The sequence below is a fragment of the Streptomyces sp. NPDC002788 genome, assembly GCF_053592115.1.
This window is the reverse complement of sequence record NZ_JBSFVB010000014.1, coordinates 1-16,535: the sequence shown is the minus strand read 5'-3', so window position 1 is coordinate 16,535 and position 16,535 is coordinate 1. Positions and strand designations below refer to the sequence as shown.

At 70.1% G+C, this 16,535-nt stretch carries 16 protein-coding genes; 13 read left to right on the top strand and 3 right to left on the bottom strand.

The features are described 5' to 3' along the window. Window positions 1-51: 51 nt before the first annotated feature. The 3 genes from ACWD1U_RS24965 to ACWD1U_RS24955 all read right to left on the bottom strand — a co-directional run bounded on the left by ACWD1U_RS24965 (window position 52) and on the right by ACWD1U_RS24955 (window position 1,845). Window positions 52-543 carry an IclR family transcriptional regulator gene (locus tag ACWD1U_RS24965; protein WP_451110664.1) on the bottom strand — a complete coding sequence of 164 codons (492 nt, stop codon included), beginning with the start codon at window positions 541-543 and terminating at the stop codon, window positions 52-54. Beyond that, on the bottom strand, window positions 515-796 hold the full coding sequence (locus ACWD1U_RS24960; RefSeq protein WP_451110663.1) for a helix-turn-helix domain-containing protein: 282 nt from the start codon (window positions 794-796) through the stop codon (window positions 515-517). Before ACWD1U_RS24960 ends, ACWD1U_RS24965 begins: the two co-directional genes overlap by 29 nt. 302 nt (window positions 797-1,098) lie before the next feature. Next, complete coding sequence (locus tag ACWD1U_RS24955; RefSeq protein ID WP_451110974.1) at window positions 1,099-1,845, bottom strand: IclR family transcriptional regulator; 747 nt, start codon at window positions 1,843-1,845, stop codon at window positions 1,099-1,101. Between the two features lie 284 nt (window positions 1,846-2,129). Here ACWD1U_RS24955 and solA (ACWD1U_RS24950) point away from each other — a divergent pair, with 284 nt between their 5' ends. The 13 genes from solA (ACWD1U_RS24950) to ACWD1U_RS24890 all read left to right on the top strand — a co-directional run bounded on the left by solA (ACWD1U_RS24950) (window position 2,130) and on the right by ACWD1U_RS24890 (window position 16,353). Next, window positions 2,130-3,272, top strand: a complete 1,143-nt coding sequence (gene solA / locus ACWD1U_RS24950) for an N-methyl-L-tryptophan oxidase (RefSeq protein WP_451110662.1) — start codon at window positions 2,130-2,132, stop codon at window positions 3,270-3,272. Window positions 3,273-3,315: 43 nt separating this feature from the next. Next, entirely contained in the window at window positions 3,316-4,452 is a 1,137-nt protein-coding gene (solA, locus tag ACWD1U_RS24945) for an N-methyl-L-tryptophan oxidase (RefSeq protein WP_451110660.1), read from the top strand. 20 nt (window positions 4,453-4,472) lie between these two features. Then, complete coding sequence (locus ACWD1U_RS24940; protein ID WP_451110658.1) at window positions 4,473-5,444, top strand: succinylglutamate desuccinylase/aspartoacylase family protein; 972 nt, start codon at window positions 4,473-4,475, stop codon at window positions 5,442-5,444. Between the two features lie 86 nt (window positions 5,445-5,530). Next, window positions 5,531-6,634, top strand: a complete 1,104-nt coding sequence (locus ACWD1U_RS24935) for an ABC transporter substrate-binding protein (RefSeq protein WP_451110656.1) — start codon at window positions 5,531-5,533, stop codon at window positions 6,632-6,634. Further along, entirely contained in the window at window positions 6,627-7,766 is a 1,140-nt protein-coding gene (locus ACWD1U_RS24930) for an ABC transporter ATP-binding protein (RefSeq protein ID WP_451110654.1), read from the top strand. The genes ACWD1U_RS24935 and ACWD1U_RS24930 overlap by 8 nt, the downstream gene beginning before the upstream one ends. Before the next feature lie 3 nt (window positions 7,767-7,769). Continuing rightward, window positions 7,770-8,660 carry an ABC transporter permease gene (locus tag ACWD1U_RS24925; protein WP_451110652.1) on the top strand — a complete coding sequence of 297 codons (891 nt, stop codon included), beginning with the start codon at window positions 7,770-7,772 and terminating at the stop codon, window positions 8,658-8,660. Further along, window positions 8,657-9,523, top strand: coding sequence for an ABC transporter permease (locus ACWD1U_RS24920; RefSeq protein WP_451110650.1), 867 nt, complete (start codon window positions 8,657-8,659; stop codon window positions 9,521-9,523). The genes ACWD1U_RS24925 and ACWD1U_RS24920 overlap by 4 nt, the downstream gene beginning before the upstream one ends. After that, window positions 9,520-10,899 carry an aminotransferase class III-fold pyridoxal phosphate-dependent enzyme gene (locus tag ACWD1U_RS24915; protein ID WP_451110649.1) on the top strand — a complete coding sequence of 460 codons (1,380 nt, stop codon included), beginning with the start codon at window positions 9,520-9,522 and terminating at the stop codon, window positions 10,897-10,899. Before ACWD1U_RS24920 ends, ACWD1U_RS24915 begins: the two co-directional genes overlap by 4 nt. Before the next feature lie 30 nt (window positions 10,900-10,929). Further along, window positions 10,930-11,883 (top strand): succinylglutamate desuccinylase/aspartoacylase family protein, encoded by a 954-nt coding sequence (locus ACWD1U_RS24910; protein ID WP_451110647.1) that lies wholly within the window; start codon window positions 10,930-10,932, stop codon window positions 11,881-11,883. Then, on the top strand, window positions 11,880-13,343 hold the full coding sequence (locus ACWD1U_RS24905) for an aldehyde dehydrogenase family protein (protein ID WP_451110645.1): 1,464 nt from the start codon (window positions 11,880-11,882) through the stop codon (window positions 13,341-13,343). The genes ACWD1U_RS24910 and ACWD1U_RS24905 overlap by 4 nt, the downstream gene beginning before the upstream one ends. Continuing rightward, window positions 13,340-14,278 carry an aldo/keto reductase gene (locus ACWD1U_RS24900; RefSeq protein WP_451110643.1) on the top strand — a complete coding sequence of 313 codons (939 nt, stop codon included), beginning with the start codon at window positions 13,340-13,342 and terminating at the stop codon, window positions 14,276-14,278. The genes ACWD1U_RS24905 and ACWD1U_RS24900 overlap by 4 nt, the downstream gene beginning before the upstream one ends. A gap of 69 nt (window positions 14,279-14,347) precedes the next feature. Next, window positions 14,348-15,019, top strand: coding sequence for a haloacid dehalogenase type II (locus ACWD1U_RS24895; RefSeq protein ID WP_451110641.1), 672 nt, complete (start codon window positions 14,348-14,350; stop codon window positions 15,017-15,019). 50 nt (window positions 15,020-15,069) lie between these two features. Next, a complete protein-coding gene (locus ACWD1U_RS24890) occupies window positions 15,070-16,353 on the top strand; it encodes an NAD(P)/FAD-dependent oxidoreductase (RefSeq protein WP_451110640.1) in 1,284 nt (427 codons plus the stop codon). Window positions 16,354-16,535 lie beyond the last annotated feature (182 nt).

Genomic DNA, 16,535 nt, shown 5'->3' with positions numbered 1-16,535 from the left:
TTCCCGCCGAGTCATGCCCCCTGGTGCCGGCCGGCACCAGGGGGCATCGCGCTATCCGCCCAGCCGGCGGTCGGTGATCTGCGCGGCGGCGTCGGCGACCATGCGACCCCACTCGGGCAGCCGGTCCGCGTCGTAGCGGGAGTCAGGCATGGAGACGGCCACGGAGGCGAGGGGCGTGCCGTCCTCGTCGAGGACCGGTGCGGCGATCGCGCAGACATCGGGGCGGTACTGGTTGCGGTTGAGGGCATAACCGTCCGTGCGCACCCGCTCCAGCTCGGCGCGCAGCTCGGCCGGGTCGACCATCGTCGCGTCGCTGTAGCGCTCCAGCCTGTGCGCGACCAGTTCGTTCACGTCGGTGTGCGGCAGATGGGCCAGGATCGCGCGCCCGGTGGCGGTGGCGTGCAGGGGAGAGGTGTCGCCGATCGCGTAGTACGTCCGCACCGCGTGAGCGCAGTCCACCCGGTCGACGACGACCATGCACTGCAACGCGTCCGGCACCGACAGGTGGATCGTCTCATTGAGCGCGTCCCGCAGCCGGATCATGGGCTCCCTCGCCGCCGCGAAGGCTCGATCCCTGAAGCGCCGCCGGCCGTACGGCGAGCACCCGCGCGCCGATCTCCCAGCGCGTGGTGTCCTGGCGGTTCGCCCGGAGCCATCCCGCCTCGTTCAGGCTGACCAGCGTGCGCTGCACCGTCGACTTGGGCAGGCCGAAGAGCTTCGTCAACTCGCCCACCGTCACGGGCTGGTGATGGGCGACCGCCTCCAGGATGCGCAGCGACCTGGTCACGCTCTTCATTTCCATCAGGGTCCCGTCATTTCTCGTTCGCCGGTCTCACCTCTTGACTCCTTCCTGGAGTCACGGGCATGATCGTGCCGGATTCTAGCACGGCGTTCCACAATACGGCACGCGTGCGGAATCCGCCCCGCGGTGATGGACGGTGGCAGCGCCCTGACCGCGCCTGCCCCCGCGGGGCAGCCCCCTGCGCCCGGCCCTCCCCCGGCCGGGCGCAGGGTGGCGGCTGTCGTCCGAACACGAGAAAGGGGCCGGCCCCCACGCTGATGCGTGCGAACCGGCCCTTGCCGATGCCGGGCTCTCGTTCAGGCGCCCAGGCGGCGCCCGCTGATCTCCGCGGCGGTGTCGGCGACCAGACGGCCCCACTCGGGCAGCCGGTCCGTGTCGTAGCGCGAGTCGGGCATGGAGATGGCCACGGTGGCCAGTGGTGTGCCCTCCTCGTCGAGGATGGGCGCGGCGATCGCGCAGACGTCCGGCCGGTACTGGTTGCGGTTGACCGCGTATCCGTCGATGCGGATCCGGTCCAGCTCGGCGCGCAGTTCGTCCGGGTCGGTGGGCGTCGTGTCGCTGTAGCGCTCCAGTCCCTGCGTGATGATCTCCTCGACGTCCTGCTTCGGCAGATGGGCCAGGACGGCGCGCCCGGTCGCGGTGGCGTGCAGGGGTGAGGTGTCGCCGACGGTGTGGAACGTCCGTACGGCGTGACTGCAGTCCACGCGGTCCACGACGACCATGCACTGCAGCGCGTCCGGTACCGACAGGTGGATCGTCTCGTTCACCGTGTCTCGCAGGCGGACCATGGGCTCGCGTGCGGCGGCGAACAGGCTCGACCCCTGGAGGGCGGCGGGTCGCACGGCCAGCACGCGGGCGCCGATCTCCCAGCGGGTGGTGTCCTTGCGGTTGGCCCGCAGCCAGCCGGCCTCGGCCAGCGTGACCAGGGTGCGCTGCACGGTCGACTTCGGGAGGCCGAAGATCTTCGTCAATTCCCCGACGGTGACCGGCTGATGCTGGGCGACCGCCTCCAGGATGCGCAGCGACCTGGTGACGCTCTTCATTTCCATCCGATTTCCCCCTGTTAATCCTCAGAATTACTTGCGGACACCCTCTTGACTCCCTCAGGAGCCGCTGTCATTCTCTGTGCCAGATACTAGCACAGCATTCCACAATGTGGCACGGCTCGCCGGGAGATCCCGAGGACGCAGCCGGAACTCCGAGACAGGGCGTACATGGGCCGAGGTCCCCCGCAGGACCCGCTGCTCCCTCCGCCCGAACCACCTCGAATCGAACAGCCTCACGCAGGGGCTCAGCATGCGCCCCTGCGATACGAAAGGAAAGCCCCGTGTCAGCTGCCAAGAAGCGGGTCGCAGTCGTAGGCGTGGGAACGATGGGCAGTCAGGCCGCCTGGCGGCTGGCGGCCCGTGGCGCGGAGGTCGTCGCCTATGACCGCTTCGCCCCCGGCCACGACCGCAGTGCCGCCGGCGGCGAGTCCCGCATCTTCCGCAGCGCGCACTTCGAGGACTCCCGGTACGTCCCGCTCCTCAAGCATGCCGACGCCCTGTGGGAGCAGCTTCAGCAGGAGACCGGCCGCGAGCTGCGCCGCCTGACCGGATGTCTGCTGATGGGGCCCACCGAGGAACGGCAGATGGCCACGGTCCTGGAATCCATCGCCGAGTACGGCCTCGACCACGACGTGCTCGACGCCGAGGCCATGGCGAAGCGTTTCCCCCAATACCGGCTCGAGGACGGCGACTCCGTCGTGCTCGACCGCCGCGCCGGGTTCATCCGTCCGGAGCTGACGGTCCAGACCGCCGCCCGCCGCGCGGAGCAGCTGGGCGCCCGGATCCACCGCTACACGACGGTACGGGAGATCACACCGGTGAACGGCGGTGTGGAGGTCCGCACCGACTCCGGCAGTGAGCGCTTCGACGCGGTCGTCGTCACCGTCGGACCGTGGGTCAACGACCTGCTGCCCGACCTGCCGTGGGACGTAGAGATCCGCCGCCTGATCAGCGCCTGGTACGTGCCCACCACCGATGCCTGGTTCGGCGAGGAGCGTCCCGCGTTCATTCGTACCTCCCCCACCCACTGCTACGGCCTGCCCTCCCCGGACGGCGTCTCCGTCAAGATCGGGCTCAGCAAGGAGCTGCACCGCCCGGCCGGCGATCCCAACGCGCTGGACCGCAGCGTCCAGCCGGAGGAGCTGGAGATCTTCACCGAGCTGATCGGCCGCCACTTGCCGGACCTGCACCCCGACCCGACCCGCCTCTCCGTCTTCATGGAGGGCTACACGGGAAGCAGCCGCCCGCTGGTCGGTCCGCTGCCCGGGGCCGGCAACGAGAACGTGGTCCTGCTCGCCGGGTTCTCCGGCCACGGCTTCAAGCTCTCCCCGGCCTTCGGTGACATCGCCGCCGACCTGGCGCTGGAGGGCTCCTCCTCGCAGCCCATCGACTTCGTGTCGACCGTGGGCCGCACCGCGGCCTGACCCGCACCCGACCACCATCCGGCACATCCGCAGGGAGAACCACATGGCCACGAGGAGACGCGTCGCGGTCGTCGGTACGGGCACGGTGGGCAGTCAGGCCGCCTGGCGGCTGGCGGCCCGGGGCGCCGAGGTCGTCGCCTACGACCGCTTCGCCCCAGGTCACGACCGCGGTGCCGCCGGCGGTGAGACCCGGGTCTTCCGCAGCGTGCAGACCGACGACGGCCGCTACGTGCCGCTCGTCCGGCACGCCGACACCCTCTGGCAGCAGTTGCAGGCGGAGACCGGCCGGGAGCTGCGCCGGCTGACGGGATGCCTGTTCATGGGGCCGGCCGACGACCCCGAGATGCGCACGGGCATGGACGTCATCGCCGAGCACGGCGTCGACCACGAGGTGATCGACGCCGACGCGATGGCCAAGCGTTTCCCGCAGTTCCGGGTCGACGACGGCGACCTGGTGGTCCTCGACCGCCGTGCGGGGTTCGTCCGGCCCGAGCTGACGGTCCAGACCGCGGCCCGCCGCGCCGAGGAGCTCGGCGCCCGGATCCGCCGCTACACCCCGGTGCGCGAGGTCGTTCCCGCTGTCGGCGGAGGGGTGGAGATCCGTACGGAGGGGGACGTCGAGCGCTTCGACGCCGCGGTGGTCACCCCGGGCCCCTGGGCGGGCGACCTGCTGCCGGACCTGCCGTGGGAGGTGAGCGTCTACCGCGCGATCAGTGCCTGGTTCCTGCCCGACGAGGACCAGCGGGCCGGTGCCGAGCGCCCCGGCTTCATCCGCCGGGGTGACATCTCCTTCTACGGCATCCCGTCCCCCGACGGCCTGTCCGTCAAGCTCGGCCTGTCCCAGGCCCACCACCGGCCCGTGGACGACCCGAACCGGCTCGACCGGACCGTCGCACCGGAGGAGCTGAAGACCTTCACCAAGGCGGTGCGGCGCCACCTGCCCGGCCTGAACCCCGACCCGGTGCGGCTCGCCGTCTTCATGGAGGGCTACACCGACAGCACCCGCCCGCTGGTCGGTCCCCTGCCTGGATGCGACGACATCATCCTGCTGGCCGGCTTCTCCGGCCAGGGCTTCAAACTCTCGCCCGCCATGGGTGACATCGCCGCGGACCTCGCCCTGGAGGGCCGCACCACCCAGCCGATCGATTTCATCAGCACGCTCGGCCGCGCGGCGGCCTGAGCCCGAACGAGGTAGGACGCATGACACTGACCATCGGCCCGCTGCGGGCGGAGCCCGGCCAGAAGACCCGCGGGAGCATTCCCGCCGACATCGGCCCCACGACGGTGGAGGTCCCCCTGATCCTCGTCAACGGCTCCCGCCCCGGCCCCAGGGTCGTGATCACCGGCGGCGTTCACGGCGGCGAGTTCATCGGGACTGACGCCGCCACCCGCCTGGCCGGGCTGCTGGAACCGGACGACATCGCCGGCCAGGTGGTGATCTGCCCCGTGGCCAACCCCCCGGCCGTCTACGGCGGCAGGCTCAACATCTCCCCGCTGGACGGCGTCAACATCAACCGCGTCTTCCCCGGCGACAAGGACGGCGGTCCCACCGACCGGATGGCGGCCTGGCTGTTCGAGTACGTGATCAACGGCGCCGACGCCTACGCGGACCTGCACAGCGGCGGCATCGACCAGCGTCTGCTCGACTTCGTCGGCTACCGCCTGACCTCCGACGCCGAGCTGGACGCGAAGATCAAGGGAATGGCCCACGCCGTCGGATACGAGCGGGTCATCTTCGGCACCAGCCCGGACGGCGGCAACAGCCACGCCGCGGCAAACCGGCAGGGTATCCCCGCCATCCTCATCGAGACCGGGCAACTCGGCGACCGGGACTCCGCCACCGTGCGCAGACTCCTCGACGGCCTGTACCGGCTGCTGCACCACCTCGGTGTCATCGAGGCCCCGCAGCACGTCGCCCCGGTGATCGCGCAGCCGCGCGACTGGGTCTGGACGGGCGACGTCGTCTCCCCGGCCACCGGCCTGTGGTATCCGGACGCGATCACCGGAGACGAGGTGACCGAGGGACAGACCATCGGCCGCGTCATCGACCCGGTCGACGGCACCGAACACAAGGTCGCCGCCCCCGCCACCGGAAAGATCATCTACGACATGGACGGGCTCACCGTCCGCCCCGGCACGGAGCTCTCCGCCATCGCCGCTCCGCACGGCTGACGGGCCGTCGAGCCCGCCACCCACCCCGATCTCCCCCCAACCCCCTGCTCAGCTGGTTCCCACGCGCCAATATCAGGAGATTTGTCATGAGTAATCCCATGATCGGTCGCAGAGCGCTCCTACGCGGAGCCGGCGGCCTGGCCGCCCTCGCCGCTCTCCCCTCCCTTTCTGCCTGCGGCACCGGCACCAGCCGCGCCTCGGCCGGTGGCGGCAAGGGCGGCGGCAAGACGGTGATCGTCCGCGACAGCGGCGGTTCCTTCGGCGCGGCCCTCCAGAAGGCGATCTACACGCCGTTCACCCAGGAGACCGGCATCAAGGTCCAGGTCGTCAACATGGACGACGCTCCGCTGCTCGCTCAGATCAAGCAGGGCCGCCCCCAGGCCGACCTCATCAACAACGCGATGATGTCCCACGCCAAGTACGTGACCCAGGACGCCCTGGAGACCCTGGACCTCGACCGGATCAAGAGCCTGAAGGCCGCGAAGATCCCCCAGAGCCAGATCACCGACCATGCCGTCGCCAACAGCTTCTACGGCGCGTGCATGGGGTATCGCACCGATGCCTTCGGCGGCAAGAGGCCTCAGTCGTGGGCGGACTTCTGGGACACCAAGGCGTTCCAGGGCGGCCGCTCGATGTGCAACCCGGACGGCGACCTGCCCGAGTTGGAGTTCGCGCTGCTGGCCGACGGCGTCCCGATGGACAAGCTGTATCCGCTGGATGTGGACCGTGCCTTCAAGGCGCTGACCCGGCTCCGGCCCGACATCAAGAAGTTCTGGGACAGCGGCCCGCTGCCCGGTGTGCTGCTCAGCCGCCAGGAAGTGACGATGTCCACCGTCTGGGACGGCCGGCTCGCCGATCTGCAGAAGCAGGGCGTCCCGGTCGAGAGGCAGCTCAACGGCATGCGCCGTCAGTTCCAGGGCTACGCCATCGCCAAGGGCGCGGCCCACGTCGACGCCGCCTACCGGCTCATGGACTTCTCGTTGCGTCCGGAGTCGCAGGCTGCCCTGGCCAAGGCCTTCCCGTCGAACCCGGTGTCCCCGGTCGCCTACGAGAAGCTCACCAAGGAGGAGCGCAACGCGCTCGCCGGTGCGCCGCAGTACTACGACAAGGGCTTCGACGCGGACATCGACTGGTGGCTGAAGAACGAAGAGGCCGTCAGCAAGCGTTGGTTGGAGTGGGCTCGTGGTTGATTTCAAGGTAGCCGTACCGTCTGTGGAGGTCGTCGGCGTCACGCCGGTCACCGCGACCGGCAAAGCGCTGTCGGTAGCGGCCCTGCGCAAGACGTACGGGGACGTCGTCGCGGTCGACGAGGCATCCATGGAGATCGCGGCGGGGGAGTTCGTCACCTTCCTCGGCGCCTCCGGGTCGGGCAAGACCACAACCCTGATGATGATCGCCGGTTTCTGCGAGCCGGACTCCGGCACCATCACCGTCGGAGGCCGTGACGTCACCCGGCTCGCCCCGCAGAAACGCAACCTCGGCTTCGTCTTCCAGCAGTACCTGCTCTTCCCGCACATGACCGTGCACGAGAACGTCGCCTTCCCGCTCACCCTGCGCGGCGTGCCGAAGAGCGAGATCCGCAGGCGGGTCGGGGAGACGCTGGAGATCGCCGGCCTGTCCCGCTTCGGCGGCCGCAAGCCGCGTGAGCTGTCCGGCGGTCAGCAGCAGCGGGTCGCGCTGTGCCGGGCGCTGGTCTACCGACCGCCGGTCATCCTCATGGACGAGCCGCTGGGCGCCCTGGACAAGAAGCTGCGCGACCAGCTGCAGGTCGAGATCAAGACCATTCAGCAGGAACTCGGCCTGACCGTCATCTACGTGACGCACGATCAGGAAGAAGCACTGGTCCTGTCCGACCGCATCGCGGTGATGCGCAACGGCCTGATCGAGCAGTTCGACACGCCCCGGGAGCTGTTCGAGCGGCCGAGGACGCCGTTCGTGGCGGACTTCCTCGGCGCGGCCAACTTCCTGCCCGGCCGCGTGGAGCAGCACACCGACGAGCACACCCTGGTCCGCCTCGACCAGTGCGGGAGTCTGCTGACGGCGCGGCGCCACGATGTGGCCACCGGTGCCCCGGTCAAGGCCGCCGTCCAGCCGGGCCGGCTGCGGGCCTGTGCCCCCGACGACGGTTTCTGTACCGGCACGGTCGAGACCGCCACCTACGTCGGCACCCTGGTCCGCGCCGGGGTGCGCATCGCCGGCGGCGACGCCCCGCTGCTGCGCCTGGAGGTACCGGCCGGACGGGGCCCCGTCGCCGGCGAGCGCGTCGGGATCGCCATCGATCCCCACGACGTCAACCTCTTCCCCACCGAACAGGGCGGGTGAGCCATGGCCGCCACCCTCACCACCAACGCCCCCGCCCGCCCGCGCAAGCTCCTGGCCTCCCGCAGGACCAGGGTCGGGATCCTGTACGCGCTGCCCGTCGTCGTGTACCTGCTGGCGCTGTTCGTCTACCCGATCTTCAGCACGCTCTTCCTCAGCCTGAAGAACACCGACGGATCGCTCACCCTGCACTGGTACGTCGAGGCGCTGACGGGCGTCAACCTCTCCGTGCTGTTCACCACGGTGCGGATCTCGGCGGAGACGGCGCTGTTCAGTCTGGTCTTCGGGTTCGTTCTGGCGAACGCGATCTCCCGGCTCAAGCCCCTGTGGGCCGGAGTGGCCATGCTGATCGTGGTCGTCCCGCACTTCATCAGCGCCCTGGTCCGCACCTACGGGTGGATCATCATGCTCGGCGACAAGGGCCTGGTGAACGAGAGCCTGGTGTGGGCGCCGGGTGCACCGTTCCAGCTGCTCTACAACGAGCTGGGTGTGGTCATCGGCACCACCTCCGTGATGCTGCCCTACACCGTGCTGCTGCTGTACGGCGTGATGCGCGGTGTGGACCGAAGGCTCCTGGCCGCAGCGGCCAGCATGGGCGCCGGGCGCGTGACGATCTTCCGCCGGGTCTACCTGCCGCTGGTCGCCCCCGGACTGGTCAGCGCCGGACTGCTCAGCTTCATCCTCTCGCTGGGCTACTACATCACCCCGGCCCTGATGGGCGGTCCCGACCAGACGATGATCGCCTCCCTCATCAACCAGCAGGTGATGAAGCAGAACCAGTGGAACGGGGCGGCCGCCGAGGGCGTCGTCCTGCTGCTGATGACCTTCGCCGGACTGCTGCTGGTCAAGCTCGTCACCTCCCTCGGCGCCAGCCGTAAGAAGAGGAGCACGTCATGATGGAGCTGCGCAGCACCCTCGCCGGGCGGATCGCCCTGACCGCCGTCGCCACCGTGATCCTGCTGTTCCTGGCCCTGCCGATCGTCGTCATCCTCGTCACCTCCTTCAGCAGCAACGCCTTCGGCTCGTTCCCGCCGGAAGCCTGGACGCTCAACTGGTACACGTCGCTGTTCGCCGACGGCAGCAAGTGGCCGGCCGCGATGTCGACAAGCGCGCTGGTGGCCTGCCTCAGCACCGTGTTCTCGCTGATCATCGCTGTGACCGCGGCGACCGCCCTGACCCGCAGCGAACTCCCGCTGCGCTCCGCGGTCTACGCCCTGGTCCTCGGACCGCTGCTCATCCCGCAGATCGTCACCGCCCTCGGCCTGTTCCTGCTCTTCGAGCCCGCCTCGATGCTGGGCAGCCCGCTGGCGATCGCCCTGGGGCACACCGTGCTGGCCTCACCGATCGCGATCCTGATCCTGATCGCGACCCTGCGCGGGATCGACGAACGCCTCGAGGACGCCGCAGCCAGCATGGGCGCGAACCGGCTGACCATCGCCCGCAGGATCACCTTCCCCCTGGCCGCCCCCGGAATGATCGCGGCAGCGATCTTCTCCTTCATCACCAGCTTCGACGAGTTCTACATCTCCCAGTTCCTGTCCTCGGTCGACACCGTCACCCTGCCGGTGCAGATCTACAACTCCCTGACCTTCGACATCGACCCCAGCGTGACCGCGATCAGCGCGCTCCTCACCGCCTTCGCGATCCTCGCCCTCGGCCTGGTGGCCGTGGTGCGCTGGCTCGGCTCCGGCCGGCAGGGCTCCCTGCTGTCGGTCGAGAACACGGCAGGGGTCGCCAATCCCGGAGGCGAGACGGTATGACCACCGACACCGCTCAGCTGACCGCCGCCACCGCTCAGCGGCACCTGCTGTTGAACATGACCGCCAACGGGTCGCTCGCGAAACCGGGCAAGGAACTCTTCGTCGTACGCCACGGCGAGGGACCGTACGTCGACGACGCGGCCGGCAACCGCTACATCGACGGCCTCTCCGGGCTGTACTGCTGCCAGATCGGCTACTCCTACGCCGACGAGATCGCCGAAGCGGCCCAGAAGCAGCTGCGTGAACTCTGCTACAGCCCTCTGTGGTCGGAGTCCGCACATCCCACCGGCCTGGCTCTCGCGGAGCGTCTCGCCGCCCTGGCCCCCGACGGCATCGAGCACGTCTTCTTCAGCGGCGGCGGCGCCGAGGCGGTGGAGACCGCCTGGAAGATCGCCCGCAGGTACCACACCCTGCGCGGCGAAACGGGCCGGACCAAGGCCATCTCCCGGCGCGGCGCCTACCACGGGCTGACGCTCGGGGCGCTGTCCTTCACGGACGACCCCGGCCTCACCGAGCCGTACGGGCCGCCCGCCGTGGAGACCCACTTCGTCGCCAACACCAACCGGACCGCCCTGGAACAGTCCCTCGACGAGGCGGCCTTCACCGAGCACCTGCTCGCCGACGTGGAGGCCACGGTCCTCGCCGCGGGACCGGAGAGCGTCGCCATGCTCATCGCCGAGCCGGTGCAGAACCGAGGCGGCTGCATCACCCCGCCCGAGGGCTACTGGCAGGGGCTGCGGGCGCTGGCCGACCGGTACGGCTTCCTGCTGGTCGCCGATGAGGTCATCACCGCCTTCGGTCGGCTCGGCGAGTGGTTCGGCGGCGAGTGCTACGGCGCCCGGCCGGACGTCATCACCGTGGCCAAGGGCATCACCGCCGGCTACGCCCCGATGGGCGCGACCCTGGTCTCGCACGGCGTTGCCGAAGTGATCAACCGGCCCGGCGAGGTCCTCAACCACGGCTACACCTTCAGCGGCCACCCTCTGAGCGCGGCCATCGCCCTGCGCAGCCTGGACATCATGGAGCGGGACCGGATCCTGGAGAACGTCCGCGGCCACCAGGGCCACCTGGCCCAGCGCATGGCGTCCCTGGGCGAGCTGCCGATCGTGGGTGACGTGCGCGGCGCCGGATTCTTCTACGCCCTCGAACTCGTCGGCAACCTCGACGGCGGCGGCTTCAGCGACACCGCCCGCGCCACGCTCGTCGCCGACCTCATCCCGCGCCGGCTGCGCGAGGCCGGGCTGCTCGCCCGCGTCTACAACCGCCTCGCCCCACTGGTCCAGATCGCGCCCCCGCTGATCAGCGACCGCGACCTCCTGGACCGTATCGCCGACATCATCGCGGACACCCTCGACGAGGCCTCCGCCCGCCTGTGATCCACGCATTCGCGTATTGAAAGGAACGACATGTACTCCATCGGTCCGCTGACCGTCGCCCCAGGCGAGCGCGCCCAGGGTCTGATCCCGGTCGGCACCAGCACCTACGGCGTGGAGCTCGGCATCCCGCTCATTGTCATCAACGGCACCGAGGACGGCCCGGTCCTGTGCGTGGACGCCGGTGTCCACGGCGACGAGTACGACGGCCAGGAGGCCATCCGCCGCGTCCTCGCCGCGATCGACCCGGCCGGCCTGCGCGGCACCATCGTCGGCATCCCCTGCATGAACACCCCCGCCTTCGAGGCGGCGGCCCGCACCAGCGGCCTGGACTACCTCAACCTCAACCGGATCTTCCCGGGTGACGCGGACGGATCGTACTCGCTGCGCCTGGCCGCCACCTTCGTCGAGCAGGTCGTCCCCGCCATCGACGCCCTCGTCGACCTGCACACGGGCGGCACGTTCGGCGAGATCGCACCGCTCGTGATCCTCCAGGGCGGCTACGAGGACCTGGCCACGGACCTCGCCCTCGCGGCCGGGCACGAGCTCGTCTGGAAGGGCGGCAAGTGGGGCGGCACGGTCCGCCACCCCACCCTCGCGGCCGGCAAGCCCGCGATCACCATCGAGGTCGGCGGCGCCACCTACCGCGAGCAGAACGTGGCCGTGCACGTCCAGTCGATCCGCAACATCCTGCGGCAACTCCGCATGATCGACGGCGAGGTGGAGCTGCGCGACAGCTACACGACCGTCTCCGGCACCTTCGCCCGCTCGGACGCCGGCGGCTTCTTCGTCGCGCACGCCGAGCCGGGGGAGAACTGCAAGGAAGGCGACCTGATCGCCCACGTCGTGGACCACTACGGCAACACGCTGGAGGAGGTCCGCGCCCCGCAGGACGGCATCGTGCTCTGGGTGCGCCGCATCCGCACCGTGCGGCCCGGCGACGAGGTGGTCATCTTCGGTGAGGTGCAGGGGGAGATCCAGCCATGAGCGGCGAACTCCCGCTGACCGGGCTGCTGCTGATCGACGGCAAGCAGATTCCCGCCGCCGACGGCCGGAGACTCACGGTCTTCGACCCGTCGGAGGGGACGGCCCTCGCCGAGGTCTCCCACGCCGGCCCGGCCGACGTGGACCGGGCGGTGGCCGCGGCCCGCGCGGCCTTCACGGCACCCGAGTGGTCCCGGATGCGCGCCGCGGACCGCGGCCGGCTCCTCCACCGCATCGCGGATGCGATCCGGCGCGAGGGCGAGTGGCTGGCGCGTCTGGAGTGCCAGGACGTCGGCAAGCCGCTCAGCCAGGCGAAGGCCGATGTCGAGTCCGCCGCCCGCTACTTCGAGTTCTACGCGGGCATCGCCGACAAGCTCGGCGGCACCACGATCCCCCTCGGCCCGGGCCTGATCGACTACACCGTCCGCGAGCCGATCGGGGTCTCCGGCCAGATCATCCCGTTCAACTACCCGCTCCAGAACACGGCGCGGGGTTCGGCACCCGCACTGGCCGCGGGTTGCACGGTGGTGCTCAAGCCCTCCCCGGAGGCACCGCTCACCCCGCTGGAGATCGGCCGTATCGCGCTGGAGTGCGGGCTGCCGCCGGGCGTGCTGAACGTCGTGCCCGGTGACGGCGAGACCGGCGCCGCCCTCGCCGGGCACCCCGGCATCGACCAGGTCACCTTCACCGGCTCGGTGCCGACCGGCATCAAGGTCGCCCAGGCGGCCGCCGCCAACGTGGTGCCCTCCGTGACCGAGCTCGGTGGCAAGTCGCCGTTCGTCGTCTTCGCGGACGCCGACTTCGACCTGGCGCTGAAGGCGGTCCTGGGGGCGTCGTTCAGCAACGCCGGGCAGATGTGCTCGGCGGGCACCCGGCTGCTGCTCCAGCGCGGTGCCGAGGAGTTCCTGGACCGGCTCGTCGAGAAGATCGCGGGCCTGCGCGTCGGGCCGGGTCTCACGGACCCGGACATCGGCCCGCTGGTCGCCGCCCGGCAGCGCGACCGGGTCCTCGGGTACCTGGAACTCGCCCGGCAGGAAGGCGCCGTGGCGCGGGCCGGGGGAGGCGCACCGTCCGACCCGGCCCTGGCCGACGGCTACTACATCGAGCCGACCGTCCTCACCGGGCTGACCAACCAGGCCCGCTGCGCGCGCGAGGAGATCTTCGGCCCCGTCGTCACCGTCATCGAGTTCGACGACACCGACGACGCCCTCGAGATCGCCAATGACAGCCCGTACGGCCTGTCCTCCTACGTCTGGACTCGCGACATCGACAAGGCGATGCGCCTGGCCGAAGGCATTCGGGCCGGACAGGTCTACGTCAACGCCACCGGTGTCGGCACCGGGGTCGAGCTGCCCTTCGGCGGTTACAAGCACAGCGGCTGGGGCCGAGAGAAGGGCCTCGAAGCGCTGGCGAGCTACACACAGACCAAGAACGTCTGCATCGGGTTCGGGAGCCGGTCATGAGGTACCGCACCCTGGGCGAACGCGGTCCGACCGTCTCCGTCGTCGGCGTCGGCGGCAACAACTTCGGCTCCCGCCTCGACGAGGACGGCACGAACGCCGTCGTCCACGCGGCCCTCGACGCCGGGATCACCCTGTTCGACACCGCCGACATGTACGGCGGGTTCGGCGAGAGCGGCGGTGCGCGCGGCGACGGCGAACGCCTCCTCGGCGCCGCGCTCAAGGGCCGCCGTGACGATGTCGTCCTCGCCACCAAGTTCGGCATGGAGATGGGCCCCGAGGCCGACCTGTACGGCCGACGCGGCGCCCGCGCCTACATCCGGTACGCAGTCGAGGCTTCGCTGCGCCGGCTCGGCACCGACCGGATTGACCTGTACCAGTACCACGAGCCGGACGGCGTCACCCCGCTGGAGGAGACCGTCGCCGCGCTCCGTGAGCTGGTCGACGAAGGCAAGATCGGGCACATCGGCTGCTCCAACCTCCCAGCCGAGCAGCTCACCGACGCCTTCGTCAGCACCCAGGCCCGCTACCACCTGCTCGACCGCAGCGTGGAGAACGACCTGATCCCGGCCTGCCTGCGCCACGGCATGGGTCTCCTGCCGTACTACCCGCTGGCCAACGGCCTGCTCAGCGGCAAGTACCGGCGCGGTGAGCAGCCCCCGCCCGGCAGCCGGCTGTCCTGGCGGCAGGGCTGGCTCACCGACGCGGCCCTCGACAAGGTCGAGGCGCTCACCGCGTACGCCGCCGAGCGCGGCCTGACCCTCCTCCAGGTCGCCGTCGGCGGACTGGCCGCACTGCCCGCGGTCGGCTCGGTCATCTGCGGCGCCATGACCCCCGCACAGGTCACCGCCAACGCGGCGGCGGCCGACTGGATTCCCGACGCGGCAGACCTCGCCGCCCTGGACGCGATCGTCACCCCTGGCGAACGCGTCGTCTGAAGCCGCCGAATCCCGAATCCCTTTCAAGCCCCCGAGTCCCTTTCAAACCGCGAATTGAGGCTGGACACCATGCGAGAGATCGTCACCTTCGACGCCTATGGCACCCTGGTCGACTTCCAGCTCGGCCCCACCACCCTGAAGATCCTTGCCGACTCCGGCCGGCTGGACCTGGACAACCTGGACGTCGACGAGTTCCTCGACGACTTCCGCGTCATGCGCTTCCAGGCCGTCCTGGAGGCCTACCGCCCCTACCACGAGATCCTGCACTCCAGCCTGCGCAACGCCATGCGCCTGCACGGCCTGGAGTACCGCGAGTCCGACGGCGACGCCCTCGTCGAGGCCGTCCCCACCTTCGGCCCCTTCCCGGAGGTCCCGGACGCCCTGCGCGCCCTCAAGACCAAGTACGAGATCGCCATCATCTCCAACACCGACGACAACCTGATCGCGCGCAACGTCGAGAACATCGGCGTGGAGTTCGACTACGTCATCACCGCCCAGCAGGCCGGCGCCTACAAGCCCGACCGGCAGACCTTCGAGCACGCCTTCAAGACCATAGGCGTCGAACCGTCCCAGGTCATCCACACCGCCCAGGGCTGGGAGTACGACCACATCCCCACCCGTGACCTCGGCCTGAAGCGCCGGGTGTGGATCAACCGCTACGGCCACCCCGGCAGCGCCGACTACCAGCCCTACGACGAACTGCCCGACATGACGGGCCTGCCGAAGCTGCTCGGCTGCTGACAGCACGGCGACACGGCGACACAGGACAGAGAACACAGAGGACGCACGCCATGAAGCAGATCCCCTACTGGCTCGACACCGCTCCCGCCCTGCCCGACCGTTCCGGCAAGGACCTGCCCGACGAGGCGGACGTGGTGGTCATCGGCGGCGGCCTCACCGGCCTGTCCACCGCCTACCACACCGCCCGCAAGGGTGCCCGGGTCGTCCTCGTCGAGAAGGACAAGGTCGGCTCGGGCGCCTCCGGGCGCAACGGCAGCATGTGCACCCAGGGCATCACCATCAGCCCCGCCGAAGCCCGCAAGCGCTACGGTCAGGAGCGCGCCCGCGAGCTGTACGACGCCTTCCGCGACGCGGTCGACGTCGTCGAGGAGCTCACACGCACCGAGAACATCGACTGTGACTTCAACCGCTCCGGGCGCCTCGGAGCGGTCTGCAAGCCCGGGCACTTCGAGGGCCTGCGGGCCAAGCAGCGCGACCTGGCCGACAACTTCGGCCACGAGACGCTCGTCCTGAGCAAGAGCGAACTGCGGGCCGAGCTCGGCACGGACTACTACCACGGTGCCCTGCTCGACCCGCTCAGCGCGGGCCTGCACGTGGGCAAGTTCGTCGGCGGTCTGGCAGAGGCCGCCGAGCGGGCCGGCGCCGAGATCCACGAGCGCAACGCGGCCACCGGCCTCACCCGCCTCCCCGGCGGCGGCTTCGTGGTGGAGACCATGCACGGCACCATCCGTGCCAAGCAGGTCATGGCGGCGACGGACGCCTACACCGACAAGTCGATGCCGTGGTTCCGCAAGCGGCTGATCAACGTCGGCAGCTTCATCATCGTCACCGAGCCCCTGGGGGAGGCGCGCGCCAAGGAACTCATCCCGAACGGCCGCCTGCTGGTCGCCCACAAGAACGTCGGCCACTACGTCCGCCTCACCCCGGACAACCGTCTCGCCTTCGGCGGCCGGGCCCGCTTCGCCCCTTCCAACCCGGCCTCCGACATCAAGAGCGGTGACATCCTCAAGCGGGAGATGACCGAGATCTTCCCGCAGTTGGCGGGGGTGCGCATCGACTACGTGTGGGGCGGCATGGTCGGCTTCTCCTGGGACCGCATTCCGCACGCGGGTGAAGCCAACGGCCTGTACTACTCCATGGGTTACTGCGGCCACGGTGTCCAGATGGCCACCTACATGGGCCGCGCGGTCGCCGAGATGATGGACGGCAAGCCGGAGGCCAACCCGATGCGCGGCTTCGGCTTCCCCAAGGTCCCCGTCCCCTTCTACAACGGCACGCCCTGGTTTCTGCCGTTCGGCGGCGCCTATTACAAGGCGAAGGACCGCCTGTTCTGAGCAGGTACGACACCGGTGACACCACGGGGCCTTCCGCGCAGCGGCGCGGAAGGCCCCCACCATGCCTCCCGAGAGAGGGCCCAGCCCCATGACCGCCGTCACCCGCATCGAGCACGATCTGCTCGGCGACCGTGATGTCCCCGCCGAGGCCTATTGGGGTGTGCACACCCTGCGTGCCACGG

Coding starts and splice junctions, on each gene's coding strand:
- ACWD1U_RS24905 (WP_451110645.1), top strand. CDS start 11,880: ATGAGCGGCGAACTCCCGCTGACCGGGCTGCTGCTGATCGACGGCAAG.
- ACWD1U_RS24960 (WP_451110663.1), bottom strand. CDS start 796: ATGAAGAGCGTGACCAGGTCGCTGCGCATCCTGGAGGCGGTCGCCCAT.
- ACWD1U_RS24900 (WP_451110643.1), top strand. CDS start 13,340: ATGAGGTACCGCACCCTGGGCGAACGCGGTCCGACCGTCTCCGTCGTC.
- ACWD1U_RS24935 (WP_451110656.1), top strand. CDS start 5,531: ATGAGTAATCCCATGATCGGTCGCAGAGCGCTCCTACGCGGAGCCGGC.
- ACWD1U_RS24920 (WP_451110650.1), top strand. CDS start 8,657: ATGATGGAGCTGCGCAGCACCCTCGCCGGGCGGATCGCCCTGACCGCC.
- ACWD1U_RS24965 (WP_451110664.1), bottom strand. CDS start 543: ATGATCCGGCTGCGGGACGCGCTCAATGAGACGATCCACCTGTCGGTG.
- solA (WP_451110660.1), top strand. CDS start 3,316: ATGGCCACGAGGAGACGCGTCGCGGTCGTCGGTACGGGCACGGTGGGC.
- ACWD1U_RS24890 (WP_451110640.1), top strand. CDS start 15,070: ATGAAGCAGATCCCCTACTGGCTCGACACCGCTCCCGCCCTGCCCGAC.
- ACWD1U_RS24925 (WP_451110652.1), top strand. CDS start 7,770: ATGGCCGCCACCCTCACCACCAACGCCCCCGCCCGCCCGCGCAAGCTC.
- ACWD1U_RS24955 (WP_451110974.1), bottom strand. CDS start 1,845: ATGAAGAGCGTCACCAGGTCGCTGCGCATCCTGGAGGCGGTCGCCCAG.
- ACWD1U_RS24910 (WP_451110647.1), top strand. CDS start 10,930: ATGTACTCCATCGGTCCGCTGACCGTCGCCCCAGGCGAGCGCGCCCAG.
- ACWD1U_RS24915 (WP_451110649.1), top strand. CDS start 9,520: ATGACCACCGACACCGCTCAGCTGACCGCCGCCACCGCTCAGCGGCAC.
- ACWD1U_RS24940 (WP_451110658.1), top strand. CDS start 4,473: ATGACACTGACCATCGGCCCGCTGCGGGCGGAGCCCGGCCAGAAGACC.
- ACWD1U_RS24895 (WP_451110641.1), top strand. CDS start 14,348: ATGCGAGAGATCGTCACCTTCGACGCCTATGGCACCCTGGTCGACTTC.